This is a genomic window from Micromonospora sp. NBC_00821, from assembly GCF_036347035.1.
Lineage (GTDB): Bacteria > Actinomycetota > Actinomycetes > Mycobacteriales > Micromonosporaceae > Micromonospora > Micromonospora hortensis.
The window spans coordinates 4,395,068-4,414,539 of sequence record NZ_CP108880.1 but is presented as its reverse complement, the minus strand read 5'-3'; the positions used below and the strand labels follow the sequence as shown (position 1 = coordinate 4,414,539).

Annotated in this window: 16 protein-coding genes; 12 read left to right on the top strand and 4 right to left on the bottom strand. The window is 72.1% G+C overall.

The window, feature by feature from the left end; all coding sequences use genetic code 11:
- The first annotated feature begins 83 nt into the window (after positions 1–83).
- The 12 genes from OHB44_RS20215 (at position 84) to OHB44_RS20160 (ending at position 14,347) form a co-directional block, all read left to right on the top strand.
- Entirely contained in the window at positions 84–695 is a 612-nt protein-coding gene (locus OHB44_RS20215) for a TetR/AcrR family transcriptional regulator (RefSeq protein WP_210785280.1), read from the top strand.
- A 212-nt stretch (positions 696–907) separates the two neighbouring features.
- Entirely contained in the window at positions 908–2,533 is a 1,626-nt protein-coding gene (locus OHB44_RS20210) for an ABC-F family ATP-binding cassette domain-containing protein (protein ID WP_330437858.1), read from the top strand.
- Positions 2,534–2,719: 186 nt separating this feature from the next.
- The gene (locus OHB44_RS20205; protein WP_238683878.1) at positions 2,720–3,823 is read left to right on the top strand and encodes a LacI family DNA-binding transcriptional regulator; all 1,104 of its coding nucleotides are present in this window, start codon (positions 2,720–2,722) and stop codon (positions 3,821–3,823) included.
- The gene (locus OHB44_RS20200; protein ID WP_238683877.1) at positions 3,820–4,755 is read left to right on the top strand and encodes a carbohydrate ABC transporter permease; all 936 of its coding nucleotides are present in this window, start codon (positions 3,820–3,822) and stop codon (positions 4,753–4,755) included. Before OHB44_RS20205 ends, OHB44_RS20200 begins: the two co-directional genes overlap by 4 nt.
- A 1-nt stretch (position 4,756) precedes the next feature.
- Complete coding sequence (locus OHB44_RS20195; RefSeq protein ID WP_238683876.1) at positions 4,757–5,596, top strand: carbohydrate ABC transporter permease; 840 nt, start codon at positions 4,757–4,759, stop codon at positions 5,594–5,596.
- A gap of 40 nt (positions 5,597–5,636) precedes the next feature.
- Positions 5,637–6,929, top strand: coding sequence for an ABC transporter substrate-binding protein (locus tag OHB44_RS20190; RefSeq protein ID WP_330437857.1), 1,293 nt, complete (start codon positions 5,637–5,639; stop codon positions 6,927–6,929).
- 4 nt (positions 6,930–6,933) lie between these two features.
- Positions 6,934–8,103, top strand: a complete 1,170-nt coding sequence (locus OHB44_RS20185) for an ADP-ribosylglycohydrolase family protein (protein WP_266302120.1) — start codon at positions 6,934–6,936, stop codon at positions 8,101–8,103.
- Positions 8,100–9,461 carry an ADP-ribosylglycohydrolase family protein gene (locus OHB44_RS20180; RefSeq protein ID WP_330437856.1) on the top strand — a complete coding sequence of 454 codons (1,362 nt, stop codon included), beginning with the start codon at positions 8,100–8,102 and terminating at the stop codon, positions 9,459–9,461. Before OHB44_RS20185 ends, OHB44_RS20180 begins: the two co-directional genes overlap by 4 nt.
- Entirely contained in the window at positions 9,458–10,396 is a 939-nt protein-coding gene (locus OHB44_RS20175) for a ribokinase (RefSeq protein ID WP_266302122.1), read from the top strand. Before OHB44_RS20180 ends, OHB44_RS20175 begins: the two co-directional genes overlap by 4 nt.
- Positions 10,393–12,342: an SUMF1/EgtB/PvdO family nonheme iron enzyme gene (locus OHB44_RS20170; protein ID WP_330437855.1), complete on the top strand. Its 1,950-nt coding sequence runs from the start codon at positions 10,393–10,395 to the stop codon at positions 12,340–12,342. Before OHB44_RS20175 ends, OHB44_RS20170 begins: the two co-directional genes overlap by 4 nt.
- Positions 12,339–13,526: a CaiB/BaiF CoA transferase family protein gene (locus tag OHB44_RS20165; RefSeq protein WP_266302124.1), complete on the top strand. Its 1,188-nt coding sequence runs from the start codon at positions 12,339–12,341 to the stop codon at positions 13,524–13,526. Before OHB44_RS20170 ends, OHB44_RS20165 begins: the two co-directional genes overlap by 4 nt.
- The gene (locus OHB44_RS20160) at positions 13,526–14,347 is read left to right on the top strand and encodes an HpcH/HpaI aldolase/citrate lyase family protein (RefSeq protein ID WP_266302125.1); all 822 of its coding nucleotides are present in this window, start codon (positions 13,526–13,528) and stop codon (positions 14,345–14,347) included. The genes OHB44_RS20165 and OHB44_RS20160 overlap by 1 nt, the downstream gene beginning before the upstream one ends.
- A 44-nt stretch (positions 14,348–14,391) precedes the next feature.
- Here the strand turns inward: OHB44_RS20160 and OHB44_RS20155 are convergent, their stop codons facing one another.
- From OHB44_RS20155 to OHB44_RS20140, 4 genes are all read right to left on the bottom strand, one after another.
- Positions 14,392–15,012, bottom strand: a complete 621-nt coding sequence (locus tag OHB44_RS20155) for a DUF305 domain-containing protein (protein WP_330437854.1) — start codon at positions 15,010–15,012, stop codon at positions 14,392–14,394.
- A 71-nt stretch (positions 15,013–15,083) separates the two neighbouring features.
- Positions 15,084–15,998: a DUF1996 domain-containing protein gene (locus OHB44_RS20150; RefSeq protein ID WP_266302127.1), complete on the bottom strand. Its 915-nt coding sequence runs from the start codon at positions 15,996–15,998 to the stop codon at positions 15,084–15,086.
- Positions 15,999–16,240: 242 nt separating this feature from the next.
- The gene (locus OHB44_RS20145; RefSeq protein WP_330437853.1) at positions 16,241–16,900 is read right to left on the bottom strand and encodes a C39 family peptidase; all 660 of its coding nucleotides are present in this window, start codon (positions 16,898–16,900) and stop codon (positions 16,241–16,243) included.
- A gap of 615 nt (positions 16,901–17,515) precedes the next feature.
- Positions 17,516–19,399 carry a Xaa-Pro dipeptidyl-peptidase gene (locus OHB44_RS20140; RefSeq protein WP_330437852.1) on the bottom strand — a complete coding sequence of 628 codons (1,884 nt, stop codon included), beginning with the start codon at positions 19,397–19,399 and terminating at the stop codon, positions 17,516–17,518.
- Between the last annotated feature and the right edge of the window lie 73 nt (positions 19,400–19,472).

The window sequence follows — 19,472 nt, the reverse complement described above, 5'->3', positions numbered from 1 at the left end:
CCCGACCTTTGCTCGGCAAAAATGGACCTGCAAGTCCAAAAACCGAGATAGGTTGGACCGGCAGTCCGAACCCAGGAGGTCGCATGACACGGGCGTTGACCCGCAAGGGCGAGGCGACCCGGGCGCGGATCGTCGCCGGCGCCGCCGCCGAGATCCGCGAGCGCGGCGTCGACGAGGTACGCCTCGAGGACGTGATGGCCCACACCGGCACCAGCAAGGGCCAGCTCTTCCACTACTTCCCCGACGGGAAGGAAGGGCTGCTGCTCGCGGTGGCCCAGCACGAGGCGGACCAGGTGCTCCTCGACCAGGAGCCGATGCTCAGCAACCTGACGTCCTGGCCGGCCTGGCTCGCCTGGCGCGACCGACTGATCGAGCGGTACCTCGCCCAGGGGGTGAAGTGCCCCCTCAACGGTCTGCTCGGCCAGACCGGCCGACGGGCGCCCGGCGCGCAGGCCATCGTGACCGGGCTCATGTGGCGCTGGCAGAAGGCGATCACCGAGGGGATCCGGCACATGCAGTCGACCGGCGACGTCGACCCGGACCTCGACGCCGACCGGGCCGCCGCGGCACTGCTCGCCGGCATCCAGGGCGGTGTGCTGCTGCTGCTCTCCACCGGAAAGATCGACCACCTCGAAGCCGTCCTCGACCTCACCATCGACTCGCTGCGCGCTGGTGCCCGCACTGGCGGGAGCTGAGCCGGGGCCAGCGACGCCGAGTTATCCTTGCGCCCGAGTTTTCGGAGATCGGAGCAGGCGTGGCAGGTGACGACGACATCTCCGGGTGAGCACCCGGACCGGCCGCCGACGGGCGCGTGATCGCGCCTCAGTCGCCGCGGCCTCCGTCGTCATGTCCTGCTTCCGCCGGGGTGCCCGTGTGCGCCCCGGATAGTCGTTCTCCGAGGTTCCCCATGTCTGTTCGACCTGCTCTCATCGCCCATGACCTCGTGCGGGTCCGTGGCGACCGCCGGGTGCTCGACGGCGTCTCCCTGACCGCCGCGCCCGGCCACCGGATCGGCCTGATCGGTGAGAACGGCACCGGCAAGACGACCCTGCTGCGGCTCCTGGCCGGCGTCGACCAACCCGACTCCGGCACCGTCACGCGCCCACCGGACGTCGGGTTCCTGCACCAGGAACTGCCGTTGCGGGAATCAACCACCATCGCCGCCGTTCTCGACGAGGCGCTGCGCGAGGCCCGTGCCGACCTCGCCGAGCTGGACCGGATCGGCGTCGCGCTCGCCGACTCGCCGCAGGGCACCGAGCAGCACGACCGGCTGCTGGCCGCGTACGGCGAGGTGCTGGAACGGGCACAGGACCGCGACGCCTGGGACGCCGACCGGCGTGCCCGCACGATCCTCGACGGCCTCGGTCTCGGCGGGCTGCCCCACGACCGGACGTTGGGCGCGCTCTCCGGCGGGCAACGTGGCCGGCTCGCCCTCGCGGCGATGCTGGTCCGCCGGCCGAGCGCGCTGCTGCTCGACGAGCCCACCAACCACCTCGACGACGCGGCGGCAGCGTTCTGCGAGGACCAGCTTCGTGCCATGCCGGGGGTGGTAGTGGTCGCCAGTCACGACCGGGCCTTCCTGGACGCGGTCTGCACCGATCTCGTCGACCTGGACCCGGCGGTCGACGGGCCGGTCCGCTTCGGCGGCGGCTACACCGCGTACCTGACGGCGAAGCGGGCCGAGGCGCAACGGTGGCGACGGCGCTACGACGACGAGCAGGCGCTCCTCGCCGAGCTGCGCGAGGCCGCCGCCGTGACCGGGCACCAGGTCGCCCACGGCCGGGGCCCGCGCGACAGCGAGAAGATGGGGTACGGGCACACCGCCGGGCGCGTGCAGAACCAGATCGCCCGTCGCGTCCGCGACGCCGCCCGTCGACTGGAGACGATCGAGCGCGACCCCGTTCCGGTGCCGCCGGAGCCGTTGCGCTTCCACGCGCCGGCGCTCGCGATCGGCGACAGTGACGGGGTCATCGTCACGGCGGACCGGCTGGAGGTTCCCGGCCGACTGCGGGTGGCGCACCTGGTGCTCAGGTCCCGCGACCGGCTGTTGGTGACCGGCCCCAACGGCACCGGCAAGTCGACTCTGCTCGCCGTGCTCGCCGGTCACCTGGTCGGTGCCGGAACGCTCTGGCGACGACCGGAGCTGCGGGTCGGCCTGCTCGCCCAGGACACCGTCTTCGCTGACGCGCGGCGGACGGCCCGGCAGGTCTTCGACGCGGCCGTCGGCGTGGAGCGAGCCGATGTCGTACCGCTGTCGTCCCTCGGGCTGCTCGCCCCGGCGGACCTCGACCGCCCGGTGGCCGACCTGTCGGTGGGACAGCGCCGTCGGCTCGCCCTGGCGGTGCTCGTCGCCGATCCGCCGGAGCTGCTCCTGCTCGACGAGCCCACCAACCACCTCTCGCCGACGCTCTGCGACGAGTTGGAGGACGCCCTGGGCGTCGGCCCAGGTGCCATCGTCGTGGCCAGCCATGACCGCAGACTCCGCTCCCGCTGGCCAGCCCGAGAGCTACCCCTGACGTTGCCTCGCCCTTAGGTCGGTGATCAAGAGGTTCGCGTCACGCCACGCCGGGCGGGATGACGCAAACCTCTTGATCAACGGCGGTCCGGTCTGCTGGTACGGGGGGTTGGAAACGTTTTCGTAACGGGGGGTTGACCTCTCCGCCGCCTACGGAGCAGACTCCCCGGAAACGTTTACAGCTATCGGGTGGAGGTGCCGGACGTGGGTCGTAAACGTTTACAGGAACCGGCGGACGGCCGGCCCACGGTGCACACCGTCGCCGCCCGCGCCGGCGTCTCCATCGCGTCCGCCTCGCGGGTGCTCAACGGCGTCGGCGGCAGCCCCGAGACGATCCGCAAGGTTCGCGAGGCGGCCGCCGAGGTGGGCTACGTGCCCAACGCGATCGCCAGGTCGTTGCAGTCCCAGCGCACCGGCCTGATCGCGCTCGCGGTGGAGGACATCGGCAACCCGGTCTACGTGGAGATGATGCGGGCCATCGAGGCGGTGGTCGCGTCCTCCGGGCGGCAGCTGCTGGTGCACGCCACCGGCGGGCGGATCGACAACGAGACCGCTCTGCTGCGACGACTGGCCAACCGCTACGTGGACGGAATGATCGTCTCACCGATCCGGGTCACCAACGACCACCTCACCGCGCTGGTGGACAGTCCGGTGCCGGTGGTGGTCGTCGGCCAGCTCGACGCGGACGCTCCGATCGACAATGTGCGTACCGACTCCCGGCACGGTGTGGCGCTGGCAGTGGACCATCTCGTCGCCACCGGTCGACGGCGGATCGGATTCGTCAACGGCCCGCTCGACACCGTCCCGGGCGCCGCCCGCGACGCCGGATTCCGGGCCGCCCTGGCCCGACACGGCATCGGGCTCGACGACGAGCTGATCGAGGTCGGCGACTTCCAGTACGCGGCCGGCCGCGCCGCCACCGAGCGACTGCTCGCCCGCGCCGACCCGGACGCCCTGGTCTGCGCCAACGACCTCATCGCGGTCGGCGCACTGCACGCCCTGCTGGTCGCCGGTCGTCGGGTGCCACAGGACGTCGCCCTGGTCGGCATGGACGACACCGAGCTGGCCCGGATGATGTTTCCCCAGCTCTCCAGCGTCTCGCTCGGCTCGGCCGAGCGTGGTCGCCGAGCCGCCGAACTGCTCCTGCAACGCATTGCCGACGCCACTTTGCCGCCACGGCGCGAGCAGGTGCCGCCAAGTCTCGTCGTTCGCGCGTCCAGCGCCGCGACTCTGCCGGGCCCTCGACCTGCCACCGGCCCGGCAGGCCCACCGACCACCCACCCGTCCAGCGAAGGGGTGACCGCATGACCACCCTGGCCGAGCGACCGGACGTCGAGCGGGCCGAGCCGGCCCGCCGGCCGAACCGGTTCCGCTCCGACCGCACCACCATCTACCTCCTGTTGCTGCCGTCGCTGCTGCCGATCCTGGTGCTGTCGGTGTTCCCGCTGTTGCGCGGCATCTACCTCGGCTTCACCGACGCCCGCGCCGGTCGCAACGTCGAGGTCAGCTTCACCGGCCTGGCCAACTACCGCGACCTCCTCGGCGACGAGCTGTTCTGGAACTCGTTCAAGATCGGCCTGCTCTGGGCGGTCGGGGTGACGGTGTTGCAGTTCCTGCTCGCCCTCGGGCTGGCGCTGCTGCTCAACCAGCAACTGCGGTTCCGAGGTGTGGCGCGGGTGCTGGCCGTCGTGCCGTGGGCGATGCCGCCCGTCGTGGTCGGCATCCTGTGGAAGCTCGTCTACCACCCCGACGCCGGCCTGATCAACGAGTTCTTCCACCGCATCGGCGCCGACGGACTGCGGACGAACTGGCTGGGCGACTTCAGCACCGCCCTGCCCGCGGTGATCATCGTCGGAGTCTGGGCGGGCATGCCGCAGACCACAGTCGTCCTGCTCGCCGGCCTGCAGGGCGTGGGTCGCGAGCTGCACGAGGCGGCGGCGGTGGACGGAGCCAGCACCTGGCACCGGTTCCGGCACGTCACGTTGCCCGCGCTGGCGCCGGTGATCGTGGCGATCACCTCGCTGGACTTCATCTGGAACTTCAACTCGTTCGGCCTGGTCTACGTGCTCACCGCCGGTGGACCGGGCGGCAAGACGATGCTGCCGATGCTGTTCGCGTACGAGGAGGCGTTCCGCTACGGCAACTACGGCTACGCGGCGGCGCTCGGCAACGTCATGGTCGTGATCATCATCGCGTTGCTCGCTGTCTATCTCCGTCGCCGGCTCAGGGAGGCGAACTGACATGTTCGGAAAACCGAGCCGCACGAGCCGGACGCTGCAGTACCTGGCGCTCGCCGGCTACCTGATCTTCCTCGGGTTCCCGCTGGTCTGGCTGCTCTCCACGGCGTTCAAACCGCCGCGCGAACTGGTACGCCTGCACCCGACGTTGATCCCCGACAACCCGACAGTGCAGAACTTCGTGCAGGCGTTCACCGAGCAGGAGCTGGGCCGGGCGGTGCTCAACAGCCTCCAGGTCTCCCTCGCCTCGGCGGTGCTGACCGTGCTGGTCGCCATGCCGGCGTCGTACGCCCTCGCCCGGTTCCGCTCCAAGCTCGGCACCGCCGCGCTGGGCTGGGTGCTGCTGTCCCAGCTCTTCCCGTTCGTGCTGCTGATCATCCCGATCTTCCTGGTGCTGCGGCAGGTCGGCCTGGCCAACACGCACGCCGGGCTGGTGCTGATCTACGTGGTCTGGGCGCTGCCGTTCGCGCTGTGGATGCTGCAGGGCTTCGTCCGCAACATTCCGAGGGAGCTGGAGGAGGCCGCCTCGGTCGACGGCGCGACCCGAGTGCAGGTGCTGCGACGGGTGGTCTTCCCGCTGCTCGCTCCGGGCCTGGTCGCGACAGCGCTGTTCTCGTTCATCTCGGCCTGGAACGAATTCTTCTTCGCACTGGTGCTGATCAAGACCCCGGAGCTGGCCACCCTGCCGGTGGCGCTGGCCCGGTTCGTCGGCATCGAGGGCACCGCCCGCCTGGGACCCCTGGCCGCCGGTTCACTGCTGGCCACGCTGCCCAGCCTGATCTTCTTCGCGTTCATGCAGCGCCGGCTCTCGTCCGGGTCGCTCGCGGGCGCGGTCAAGGGCTGAACCGTCCCCCCAACCACCACCACCAAGGAGGTAATCCCCCATGCTCCGTACCCGATTCCGTCGACTCGCGGCGGCCGCCGCGGTCACGGTCATCGGCCTCGGCGCGCTCACCGCGTGCGGTGCCGGCGGCGACGACGAGGCCACCTCCGGCCCGGCCAAGCTGCGTTTCCTCAGCCTCGCCTGGCAGAAGGAGTCTCTGCAGGTCAACAAGGATCTGGTCGCCAAGTGGAACGCCGAGCATCCGGACATCCAGGTCGAGTACGTCCAGGGTGACTGGAACTCGGTGCACGACCAACTGCTCACCTCGTTCGAGGGCGGCGACGCGCCGGACATCGTGCACTACGAGGCGTCCTCGATCGGCGAGTTCAGCAAGCAGGGCTACCTGGCCGACCTCTCCGACCTGGTCTCGGACGACCTGAAGGGGCAGATCGACAAGGGCATCTGGGACACCGCTACCGTCGACGGCAAGGTCACCGGTGTGCCGTTCCTGCTGGAGTCGCAGGTCGTCATCGCCAACAAGAAGCTGCTCGACGCCGCCGGTGTCGCGGTCCCGCCGGCCGACGGCGGCTGGACCTGGGACGAGTTTCAGGCCAACGCGCAGAAGCTCACCAAGCCCGGCCAGTACGGCGCGGCCTGGGCGCTGAAGTCGCCGACCAACCGGGTGCTGAACCTCGCGCTCAACTACGACGGCACGTTCTTCTACGGCGACGGTGGCCGCACCGAGGTGAAGGTCGGCGACGCCGAGAAGGAGATCCCGAAGCGGATCCACGACATGCTCTACACCGCCAAGTCCGCCTCCCCGGAGGCACTCGGCATGAGCGGCGCGGACACCCTGCCCGGCTTCTTCGGCGGCAAGTACGCGATGCTGCCCGGCTCGGTGTCGCTGCGCCAGCAGATGGTCGAGCAGGCGCCGGCCGGCTTCGAGTGGGTCACAGTGCCCCCGATCAAGGGGCTCTCCACCAAGCAGGCCGCCAACCCGCAGACGCTGTCGATCTCCGAGGACAGCAAGCACAAGAAGCAGGCCGCGCAGTTCCTGGAGTACTTCCTGAACCCGACCAACATGGCCGCCCTGGCCAAGGGCGACTGGTTGGTGCCGACCGGCAAGCAGGCCAACGAGGAACTGGTCAAGCTCACCGCCGGCAAGCAGGGCTGGGACGTCGCCGCGGACAGCGCCACGGACCTGACCGTCGCCCCGTTCCAGCAGGCCGACGGCTACCCGGAGTGGAAGACCAAGTACGCCACCCCGGCCCTCCAGCAGTACTTCGCCAACAAGATCACCCTCGATCAGCTCGGCACGCAGCTGGTCGACGGTGGCAAGCAGGTTCTGAGGTAACGACATGTCACTCTTGCTCGACACATCGGTCGGTTGCCTGGTCGGCGCCGCGGTCGGAGACGCCCTGGGTGGCGCCACCGAGACGGCGCTGCCCGAGCAGATCCGCACCCGCTTCGGCGGCTGGGTCGAGGGCATCGTGCCCCCGTACCACGCCGACTGGGCCACCGCACGACCCCTCGCGCCGTACCACAAGGGCGACGGGCACATCACCGACGACACGTTGATGACCCACGCCCTGGTCCGCGCGTACGCGGCCAAACGGGACCACCTCGACGCGTACGACGTGGTGGAGCTGCTGGTTCCCGACCTGATCGAGCGGGTGGTGTACATCCCCGACCTGGAGCGCGACGGGGTGACCTTCCACCGGCTCGCGGCCGCCGAACGGTGGCTGGTCACCCGACTGCACCACGCCCACGCGGACCCGCGCGAGGCCGGGGTCGGCAACATCGTCAACTGTGGCGCGGCCATGTACATGGCTCCGGTCGGCATCGTCAACGCGGGCGACCCGGCCGGGGCGTACGCCGAGGCGGTGGAGATCGCCGGCGCGCACCAGCACAGCTACGGGCGGGAGGCCGCCGCCGTGTTCGCGGCCTCGGTCGCGGCGGCCGCGACCCCCGGCGCGGGCGTCGAGGACGTCGTGGCGGCGGCGCTGGACCTGGCCCGCGACGGCACCCGCGCGGCCATCGACGCGGTGGTCAAGGAGGCCCGAGGCCACCACGACTGGAAGCAGGCCATCCCGGCGCTGCGGGCCGCGGTCGCCCCCTACGACACTGTGGGGGAGGAGTACCGCAGCCCCGGCCTCGGCGCGCGGCGGCCCAGTCGCCTGCACGCCATCGAGGAGCTGCCGGTGGCTCTCGGCATGCTCGTGGTGGCCGGCGGCGACTTCCGGGCCGCGGTGCTCGGCTCGGTCAACTACGGCCGGGACGCGGACTCCACAGCCACCATGGCCGCCGCCATCGCCGGGGCGCTCGGTGGCGCCGACGCGGTGCCGGCGGAGTGGTCCGACGTGGTCGCCACCGCCTCCAGGACCGACCTGGTGGAGCCGGCCCGGGTCCTGGCCGCGGTGGCCGGCGAGGTCTTCGAACGCGACCAGGCCCGGTTCGCCCGCCGGGCGGAGCGGTTCGCCGGGCTGGCCGTCGGTGCCACCCGGGGGGTTGGGGGCGAGACCCGGTGAGGATCACCTGGGTTCAGCCCGAGGACCTCCTGCCGCACGAGCTGGCGGCCAGCCGGGACGAGGGGCGCGACGTCGCCGCGATCGCCGAGCGGTGGACGGCGGCCGGCGGGGACCTGACCCCACCGGTCAGTGGGGCGTCGGCGACCCCGGCGTCGCCGCAACTGCGGGCCCTCGCCACGGAGCTGCTGGACGCCGCCGACGCGGTGCCCGCCGTCGACACCGCCGACGAGGCCGACGACCTGGCCACGCTGCGCGCCGGTTGGCCGACCAGCTGGTCGCTGCCGACCGAGGCGGCGTACGACAGGCTGCACGGCGGGTGGCTCGGCCGGGCGGTCGGCTGCCTGCTCGGCAAGCCGGTGGAGAAGATTCCCCGCGAGGGCATCCGGGAGATCCTCATCGCGACCGACCGGTGGCCACTGCGCGACTGGTTCACCGCGAAGGGACTCCCGGTCGAGGTGGCCGCCCGCTGGCCGTGGAACCGGCGCAGCGCGCCGACCAGCCTCGCCGAGAACATCGACGGGATGCCCGAGGACGACGACCTGAACTACGCGTTGCTGGCGCTGCGCGTGCTGGAGACGCACGGTCGGGGCTTCACCAGCGCCGACGTGGCGCAGGCGTGGCTGGACTGGCTGCCCGGCGGGCGGGTCTTCACCGCCGAGCGGGTGGCGTATCGCAACCTGCTGCTCGGGTACCCGCCGCCGCAGAGCGCCCGCCGGCACAACCCGTTCCGGGAGTGGATCGGCGCGCAGATCCGCACCGACGTGTACGGCTGGGTCAACCCCGGCCGGCCGGACCGCGCGGCCGAGCTGGCGGTGCGGGACGCGACGGTCAGCCACGTCCGAGGTGGGGTGCACGGCGCGCTCTGGGCGGCGGCGCTGGCCGCCGCCGCGCCGGTGGCCGACACAGTGGACGAGGTGTTGGACGCCGCCGAGGCGGTGCTGCCGCCGGGTAGCCGGTTCGCCGCCACCGTCCGGGAGGCACGTGCGCTCGGCGCGGGCACCGACGACTGGGAACGCGTGGTCGACGAGCTGTACGCACGACACGGCCACCTGCACTGGGTGCATGTCCGCAACAACGCCGCGCTGGTGGCCGCCGCCCTGGCGTACGGGCGGGGGGACCTGGAACGGTCGATCACCGCTGTGGTCAGCGGCGGCTGGGACACCGACTCGACCGGCGCGACAGTCGGCGCGGTGACCGGAGCGCTCACCGGCGCGTCCGGGCTGCCGCCGCGTTGGGTCGCCCCGCTGCACAACCGGCTGGCCAGCAGCATTGGCGGCTTCGACGGGATCGGCTTCGACGAGCTGGCCGAGCGGACCCTCGCCCTGGCGCAGCCGCCGACGGAAGGGAGCGTGGCATGAGCGCGCGGGTGGCGGTGGTGGGCAGCAGCAACCTGGACCTGGTGGTCACGGCGTCGCGGCTGCCCCGCCCTGGTGAGACGGTGCTCGGCGAGAACTTCCGGACCGTACCCGGCGGCAAGGGCGCCAACCAGGCCGTCGCCGCCGCCCGGGCCGGTGCGGCCTGCGACTTCGTGGGAGCGGTCGGCGACGACGAGTTCGGTACCCGGATGCGGGCGAGTCTCGTCGACGCGGGAGTGGACGTCAGTGGCCTGCGGACCGCCGCCGGCCCCTCCGGTGTCGCGTTGATCGCCGTCGACCGGGACGCGGAGAACTTCATTCTGGTCGCGCCCGGCGCCAACGGCACGCTGACCGAGCTGGACGCTGACGACCGGGCGACGATCGCGGCTGCCGACGTGTTGCTCCTGCAACTGGAGGTGCCGCTGACCGCGGTGCTCCAGGCGGCGCACTGGGCCCGGGCCGACGGCACCACAGTGGTGCTGAACGCCGCACCCGCAGCCGCGCTGCCCAGCGCACTGCTCGATCTCGTCGACGTGCTGGTGGTCAACGAGCACGAGGCGGCTGTCGTCGCCGAGGTCGCCTCCGACGACCCACCGGTGCTGCTCGACGCCCTGCTGAAGCTGGTGCCCCGGGTGGTGCTCACCCTCGGCGCGCGCGGGGCCGCGTACGCCGATCGACACGGCCTGCGTCTCGCGGTCCCGGCGCCCCAGATCGACGCGGTGGACACCACCGCCGCCGGTGACGCGTTCACCGGCGCGCTCGCCGTGGGCTGGGCCGAACGCGGCGGCGCCAGCAGCGAGGACACCGTCACCGCCAGCCTGCGCTGGGCCTGTGCCGCCGGCGCGGCCTGCGCCCAGCGGCCCGGAGCGTCCACCGCTCTGCCCGACCGGCCGGCCATCGACGCCCTCTACGACGCGACCTACCGAGGTGCACAGTGAGCTTCAACCCGTACGTCCCGCGCCCGATCGACCGGCCGACCGAGGTGCCGTTGGGCGGGCACGCCGACCTGAGCACCCTGGACGAGGCGAAGATCTTCGCCGCCCCGACCGACAGGGCCGACTGGCCGGCCTGGCGGGAGCAGATCGTCCGGTGGCGCGTCGACGCCCGGCACCGGATCGGCTACGGCGGCGAGCACTACGACGAAATCGCCGGTGACTGCTTCAGCATCTGCCTGGCCTGGCTCTGGGACGAGACGCTCTACGACCACGAACGCGGCGTCTTCACCGTCGACGAGTTCCTCGACGCGGCCGGGCGGGACTTCGGCGGCTTCGACGGGGTGGTGCTCTGGCACGCGTACCCGGTGATCGGCCTCGACGACCGCAACCAGTTCGACTGGTACCGGGACGTACCGGAGCTGCCCGAGGTGGTGCGCGCGTTCCAGCAACGTGGGGTGAAGGTCTTCGTCGACTACAACCCGTGGGACACCGGCACCCGGCGCGAGCCGGGCAGCGACGCCGAGGAGGTCGCCACGCTGGCCGGCAAGCTCGGCGTCGACGGGGTCTTCCTGGACACCCTCAAGGAGGGTGCCGGGGAGCTGCGCGCCGCGCTGGACGCGGTGCGCCCCGGCATGGTCCTGGAGGGCGAGAGTCGGGTGCCGCTGGCCCGCATCGCCGACCACGCGATGTCCTGGGCGCAGTGGTTCGCCGACTCCGAGGTGCCCGGCGTGCTGCGGGCGAAGTGGTTCGAGCGACGGCACGTGCTGCACCACACCCGGCGCTGGCACCGCGACCACCTCGACGAGCTGCACTCCGCCTGGCTCAACGGTGTCGGCGTGCTGGTCTGGGAGAGCGTCTTCGGCGTCTGGGTCGGCTGGAACGAGCGGGACCGCGCGGTGCTGCGGGCGATGCGCCGGGTGCAGGCCAGCCACGCGGCGTGGTTGCGCGCCGAGGACTGGGTGCCGCTCGCCGACCATCCCGGCGACGGCCAGGTGTACGCGTCCCGCTGGACGCACGACGACGAGCCGCTGTGGACGGTGGTGAACCGGGGCGCGGACCACGACGGCCCGTGGCTGGTCACCGACCCGAGCGTCGGCCGGCACTTCGTCGACCTGGTCACCGGTGCCGAGTTGACAGTCACCGAGACCGCCGACGGTCGACTGGCGGTGGGCGGCTCGCTCCCGGCCGGCGCGATCGCGGCCGTGGCGCGCGGACTCGCCTCCGCGCACCGGCACGAGCCGCCGACCGGCGACCCGTCCTTCCCGGCCCGTGCGGCGGTGCGCGTCCGTACGCCGTGGACGCCGCTAGCGCAGGTGCCGCCGGGCCTGGTCGCCGTCGAGGGCGGCCGGCACGAGCTGGTCGTCCGGCACCGGGTACGGGAGACCGGGCTGTACGGCGAGGCGCCCTACGTCGACGAGTGGAAGCCCCTGCCGCCTCGGCTGCACCACACCGGGACGCTGCGCCGCAGTGTGCGGCTCGGCCGGTTCGCCATCGCCGTGCACGAGGTCACCCACGGCGAGTACGCCGAGTTCCTGCGCGCCACCGGCTACGTTCCGGTGCGCCCGGAGCGGTTCACCGCCGGCTCCGGCCCGGCCAACGCCCCGGTGACCGGGGTCGAGTTGGCCGACGCGCGGGCGTACGCGACCTGGGCCGGGCTGCGCCTGCCCACCGAGGACGAGTGGCAGGTCGCCGCCGAGGCGGGACTGCTCGTACGGCGGGAACCGCTGGTGTGGAACCTGACCGAGAGCGAGCACTCCGACGGCCGTACCCGCTTCGCCATCCTCAAGGGTGGCGCCCAGTACCGGGCGGAGGGCTCCGACTGGTACCTCGACGGAGGCCCGCAACCGGCGGACGTGTCGGTGAAGCTGCTGCTCACCGGCGCCGGTCTCGCCCGCTCCGAACAGGTCGGCTTCCGCTGTGCGGCCGACCTGCCGGAGGTGACCCGGTGACCGCGCCACTGCACGGCGTCACTGTCGTCGACCTGGCCACCCTCTTCGCCGGGCCGCTCGCGGCGGCGTTCCTCGGTGACTTCGGCGCCGACGTGATCAAGGTGGAGCATCCGGCCAAGCCCGACCCGTCGCGGGGGCACGGCCCGGCCCGCGACGGTGTCGGGCTCTGGTGGAAGGTGCTCGGCCGCAACAAGCGCACCGTCACCCTCAACCTCTCCGACCCGGACGGCGCGGAACTGCTGCGCCGGCTGCTCGCCGACGCCGACGTGCTGGTGGAGAACTTCCGCCCCGGAACCCTGGAGCGGTGGGGGCTCGGCCCGGCCGAGCTGCACGCCGTCAACCCCCGGCTGGTGATCACCCGGATCAGTGGGTTCGGGCAGGTCGGCCCGTACGCCCGCCGGCCCGGCTTCGGCACCCTCGCCGAGGCGATGAGCGGTTTCGCGGCGGCCACCGGGGAACCGGAGGGGCCGCCCACGCTGCCCCCGTTCGGGCTGGCCGACTCGGTGAGCGCGCTCGCCGCCGCGTACGCGGTGATGCTCGCCCTGCGGGCCCGCGACGTCACCGGCGCCGGGCAGGTGGTCGACCTCGCCATCATCGAACCGATCATGGCGATGCTCGGGCCGCAGATCACCTGGTACGACCAGCTCGGCTACGTCCAGCCCCGGCTGGGCAACCGGTCCAACAACAACGCCCCGCGCAACACCTACCGCTGTGCCGACGGGCGCTGGGTGGCGGTCTCCACCAGCGCGCAGAGCATCGCCGAACGGGTGCTGCGGCTGGTCGGCCGCGGCGAGCTGATCGACGAGCCGTGGTTCGCCACCGGCAGCGGCCGGGCCGCCCACGCCGACGAGTTGGACGCGGCGGTGAGCGCCTGGGTGGCGCAACGGGACCGCGACGAGGTGGTGGCCGCGTTCGAGGAGGCCCAGGCCGCCGTCGCTCCCGTCTACGACGTGCGCGACATCCTCGCCGACCCGCAGTACGCCGCGCTGGGCACCGTGCGCACAGTGCCGGACGAGGAGTTGGGCGAGGTACGCATGCAGAACGTGCCGTTCCGCCTCGCCGAGACGCCCGGCGAGATCCGGCACGCCGGTCGGCGGCACGGCCAGGACACCGACGCGGTCTTCGCCGCGCTCGGCCTGAGCGCCGAGGAGCTGGCCGCGCTGCGCGAGCGGGGGGTGCTCTGATGCTGTTGAGCTGGCTCTACGTGCCCGGCGACCGCCCGGACCGGTTCGCCAAGGCGGTCGCCTCGGGTGCCGACGCGGTCATCCTCGACCTGGAGGACGCCGTTGTCGCCGGGCGCAAGGCGTACGCCCGGGACGCGGTCGCCGAGTTTCTCACCGAGGCGCACCAGGTGCCCGTGCAGGTCCGGGTCAACGAGCTGACCGGCCCGGACCTCGATGCCGACCTGGCGGCGGTGGCCGGCCGGCCCGGGTTGGCCGGGCTGCGGCTGCCGAAGGTCGAGTCGGCCGCGACACTGGCGGCCCTCGCCGAGCGGGTCGACGTGCCAGTGCACCCGCTGATCGAGTCGGCGGCCGGGTTGGAGGCCGCGTACCCGATCGCCGCTGCCCACCCGGCGGTGGCCTCGATCGGGCTCGGTGAGGCCGACCTGCGCTCGGATCTGGGGGTAAGCGACGACGACGGTCTGCTCTGGGCGCGCGGCCGGGTGGTGGTCGCGGCCCGCGCGGCCGGTCTGGCCCCGCCGGCCATGTCGGTGTACGCCGACGTCGTCGACCTCGCCGGTCTGGCCGCCTCCTGCGCGGCGGGCCGACGGCTCGGCTTCCTCGGCCGTGCGGCGATCCACCCGCGCCAGCTCCCGGTGATCGTCGACGCCTTCCGGCCGGCCGATCGGGAGGTGGCCCGCGCCGCGGAGCTGCTGGCCGCCGTGGCGGACGCGCACCAGCGGGATTCGGGGACCGTGGTCCTGCCCGACGGCCGGTTCGCCGATCGGGCGATGGTGGCCGCCGCCCGCCGTGTCGTGGACCTCGCCGCCCGCTACGCCGCCTGAGCCGTTCCGTCCGGTCGAGGCTGTACTGCTCGCGGCGGAGCCCGTCAGCGCTCGCGGCTGAGCGCGCGCTGCTGTCTGGCGTCGAGACGATCGAGCCGTTCGAGGTCGGCGGTGCCGGACCGGACCACTGCCGCCGCCAGCGCCACGGTCGCCGGCTGGACTCCGCTCTGCTGCTCAGCGGTGGCGATCCGGACCGACTGCGCGAGATGCGCCCGCAGGTGCCCGGCGAGCAGACGGTGAAACGGCTGCCCGCTGGCCGCCCGCAGCGCTGTCATCTCCTGCGCGGTGGCCATGCCCGGCATGTCGTGCCCCTCGTGCGGATTCGTCGTCGGGGCCGCGGCGTCGGCCAGTAACCGGCGGGCGCGGTCCAGGTCGGCGCGCCGGGTGGTCGCCACCTGGGTGGCCGTCTGCCGCCAGGCCGGGTCGGTGGTCCGCGCCGGCACCAGATCGAGGACGGGCAGCAGGCGTTCGGTCATCGCCACCGTCAGTTGCAGCCAGGCGATGTCGGTGGGGTTGAACGCCGTACCCGTCGGTGTCGGCGCTGTCGTCGCCGGTGGCGCGGTCACGGGCGGTGTGGCGGTGCTGGTCGCGTCCCGTGGTCCGCCGCCGCAGCCGGCGACGAGCAGCACCGCGACGAGCACCGTGGACGCCGTGGGCTGGCGCATCCGATCTCCCTTCCCAACCAGTGCGGCGGGCCCGGGTGACCGGACCCGCCGCCGTGGTGTGGAGCTGTCGCTCAGATCGGTCGGCCGTCGTGACCGCACTTGATCACGGGACGGATGCAGTCCTGGACCCGGCGGGCAAGCTCCGCCACCGGCCAGGCGTTGAAGAAGTCGCCGTGCATCGTGTAGCCCGGCCCGGAGGCCAGCCGGAACCGCGACGGGTCGCCGGTCACCGGGTACCGAAGCACCTGGCGCAACTTCGGCACATGCACCGGGTGGGTGCTCGGGCAGGCCTGGTTCACCGGGTACGCCAGGTGGCTCTTGTGGTCGGGCGAGTCGAGATCACGGCCGTTCCAGCACTGCGGGAAGTCCAGGTACGACTCCAGCATGGTGCCCGACGGGCAGTTGACGAAGTCCTTCGACGGCGGCACGTGCCCGGCGTGCAGGCAGGACCAGCGGGCGATGCTGTCGTTCGGCCCGGTGGCCTTCGCGTTGCCGGCGACGAGCCGCAGCCCCAGCGGAAACGGCTGGGTGTTCGCGACGACGTCGGCGCGTACGCCCTCGCCCAGGTAGTAGAACGTGGCGATCGCCGGTTCCACCGCGACGTTGTCCCGATACAGGGTCGGCACCCAGTACGACGAGACGTCCACCCGCGGGTTGCAGGTGGTGGGCGAGTTGACCAGGTCCGGGAGGGTGGTCCTGGCGTTCGTCACGGTGCTGCCGAAGAAGCTGTGCATGTGCGACGCCCCGGGCAGCCCGGGGAAGACGATCGGGTCGTCCGGCAGTCGGTGGCTGTAGGTGCAGTCGGCGGGGAACTCGGCCACCCGGATGGCGTTGGCGCCGAAGTCGGCGCCGGCTTGGCCGGGGGCGGCGTCGGCCCGGTTGGTGGTGGACACCAGGAACGTGCCGAGTAGCACCAGCAGGGCGCCGATAGCCGTGGCGACGCGCAGGCGGCGGGGGATGCCGGAGAGGGGTGCGGCCCTGTCCATCTCGTGACTCCTGTCGGGGGACGGGTCAGGGACAGCTCCGGCGCCGCCGCCGAAGGCATCGGAGTTGTGCCTGGCCAGACTTGGTGGTGGCCGGTTGGGCCGGTGCGAGAGAGCGCTCTCACTGCCCCCCAGCCTCACGCTGAAGTCGACAATTGTCAATACGTGCCGCAGATGGTGGAAAGACGACGAAGGGCCGGGCCCCGTGGTGGGGGTCCGGCCCTTCGGCGTTCGTGGTGATGGGGTCAGCTGGTGGCGTAGCCGCGGGTGGCGATCCAGTCGGCGAGGTGCTCGACGGTGACCTCGTAGGAGGCGGTGTTCGCATCGGCGGAGTCGGCGATCTTCACCACGTTCCCGCCGTCGCGATAACCCACGACGCTGATGTAGTGCCCGCCCTCGAAGGAGTGCACCCCGCCGTCGGTGTCGACGCTGGTGCCGGCGATGTTCGCGACCACGGCCCGGCCGTCGTCCACGGTGCGCACGACGTCGGCGCGCAGCCGGTCGGTCTGCTTGCCGTCAGCGTCGGGGCTGGAGATCTCCACGCTGTGGTAGGCGTCGTTCTTGCCGGTCTCCTTGTTCAGCACCGGGGTGATGTCGTTGATGGAGTTGGTGCCGGCCTCGGTGGTGCCCATCTCCTTGGCCATGGCGTCCACGCTGATCTCCTTGCCCTGCACGGACAGGGCATTACGCGTGGCGGCCGGGCCGCAGTAGTAGAAGTTCGGCTGGGCCTCGTAGCGCACACCGAGCTGACGCTCACCGGCGGGCTTACGGTCGGTCTGCGTCTGGGTGGCCGGCTTGGCGTCCGACGCGGCGTACGCGGCGGTCACCGGTCCGGCGATAGCCCCACCGGTGAACGCGAGGCCAGCGGCGGTCAGAGCGGTCTTACGGATCAGATCGGTACGCATGATGGCGTGCTCCTCTGCATCGGGGGTGTCCGCACGGCACTCAACGGGGGTCAGTGCGACAGTGCGGGGAAAGTTCCAGGGTCTGCCCGGTGACCCGCAACAGGGGGTCGGCGTCGGGACAGGGTGTAACCGTTCGCGGTGGCAGGTCATTTCGCGCACCCGCGGGGGTTGGCCAGTTGTGGTACTCGGCCGTGCGGGGGATGTAACCGAGGCGGCCTGGCGGGTGTTCCCGGCGGGGCCGGCGCGCCAATGACCCGGGCTGTTGCGGTGGTCTGCCAGGTATAACGACCCGGCCCGGCCGCCGATTCCGCCGCCGGGGTAGCCCCGACCACCCGACACCCGACATCAAACCGGACAAACCACACGCATTGCCACCAGGCGAACCCGATACGGAGGTCGCCGTGGCTTGATCCGCTCGGGTTCCTGAAAGTCGCGGTGTCCGGGAGCCGGGGATGCCCCGACGTCATGAAAGTCGAGTGGATCAAGCCACCGCGCGGCGGCCGGCGGCATCTGTGGGGCGGTACGCGCGGGGCTACGGCGGCGGGGTGGTCCCGACGTGCGGGTGGGGCAGCCCGCACATGTCGGACTGCCCCACCCGGGAGCACAGGGACGGGATCAGAACCCGAGGACGCTCCGCCCGCCGACAACCGGCAGTCGCAGTTCGCTGTCGTTCGGTGCGACCCGCAGCTCGGTGCCGCCCAACGGCAGCAGGGTGTACTCCTGGTCGCTGGAGAAGACGACCACGCCGATCCGGTGTCCCGCCGGGAAGATGTAGTCCTTCGGCTCCATGGTCCACCGGTAGTCGTACAGCTTGCCCTGCTTGACCGCCTCGGTGCGCGCGGCGCTCTTGCGGTTCTGCGGGTCCATCCACCCTCGCGTCACCACGGTCGGGGCGGCGGTCGACCCGGCCGGGCCGTAGTCGACCAGGTACGCGGTGAGGTTCGCGTCCGGCTTGTTGTCGATCGCCATCCGCAGTCGCATCTCCGGACGCCCGGAGATGCGCACGCTCTGCGTCAGCTCGGGGGAGCGGTAGGCGAGTCGGTTGGCGCTCGCCGTGTCCGGGTTGGACACCAGGGTGTCCGGGTGGATGGTCCGGCCCTCGTCGACGAAGCTCTGCTCGATCTTGGCCTTCGGCGGCTTGCCGGTGGTGAGCGCGCCGGGTGCGGTGCCGTCGGTGGCCGCGAAGCGCAGGCCGACCTCCCGCGCCGCCGGGTCGGGCCAGTTGGCGTACGTGGTGTAGGCGCGGTCCTCGCGCTGGAGCACCGCCGTCGGCTCGTCCATGATGCCGTTGCGCACGTTCCACAGCCAGAAGTCGAACCAACGGTTCTCGGTCTGCTTGTAGGTCCACGTCTGGCCGCTGGGCAGGGTCACCGAGGCGCTGCTGCCGGGACCGCCGTGGCCGCCCTGGTGCAGCCAGATCTTGCGGGGCACGTCGCGCTTGGCGAGTTGGTCCCACCAGCCGGCGAAGTGTTCGGTCTTCACGTTCCAGTCGTTGAGGCCGTGTACGACGAAGACGCTGGCCTTGACGTCGCGGGCGTCGAGGTAGTCGCGGTCGCGCCAGAACGTCGAGTAGTCGCCGGTGACCCGGTCCTGCTTCGCGGTGATCTCCGCGAGTTCGTCGGCGCACTGCCCCTCGGCGCGGGCCTGCCCGGCGGTGTACTGGGCCAGGATGTCGAGGTCCTCGCCCTGGAACGTCCCGGGCGCGACTACCAGACCGTTGGCCCGGTAGTAGTCGTACCAGCTGCTGATCGCGGAGACCGGCACGATGGTCTTGAGCCCCTTGACGCCAGTGGTGGCCACCTGGTTGGGCAGCGTCCCGTTGTAGGAGACACCGGTCATGCCGACGGCGCCGGTGGTCCAGCCGGCGGTGACCGCGGCGCCGTTCGCGTCGTACCCCTTGGCCCGGCCGTTGAGCCAGTCGATGACCGCCTTGGTGCCGAGCGTCTCGGCCTGGTCCCCGCTGGTCGGGCAGCCGTCCGAGTCGCCGGTGCCGACGCTCTGGCCGAGCACCACCGCGTACCCGCGGGGCACGTAGTAGTCGTCCAGCGAGCCGGGCAGGTTGGCCTTCGCCTGGGCGCGTTGTGCGCCGGCGTCGAGGGCGCGACGTCCGTCGCGGTCGTTCAGGCCGTTCTGCGGCAGGTCGTCGACCAGCACGCTCGGGTACGGCACGTCGCCCCAGGTGCCCTTGCGGTACGGGCTGTGCTCGAAGATGACAGGCACCTTGAAGCCCTGGGTGGCGGTCTCCCGGGGGCGGGAGATGTCGATCGCCACCCGGTCGGGCCGACCGTCGTGGTCGGTGTCCACGGTGGTCTGGACGAACACCCGCTCCTCGATCGCGTCGGCGAGCGAGAACACCGGTTGGGTCATGCCGTCACTGACCACGATGCCGGTGGGCGTGGTGGGAGTGGGCGGGGCGGCAGCTGCGGGTGGGGCTGCGCTGAGGGCCAGAGCGCCGGACACGCCGACGCTCAGGAGTGCCAGATGACGGGGTCGACGCATGCGCGTCTCCCTTCGGTTGGGCTGGTCGCCGGGGGTCGGCAGGGGCCAATCTCGAAGATCCATTCGTGGTCAT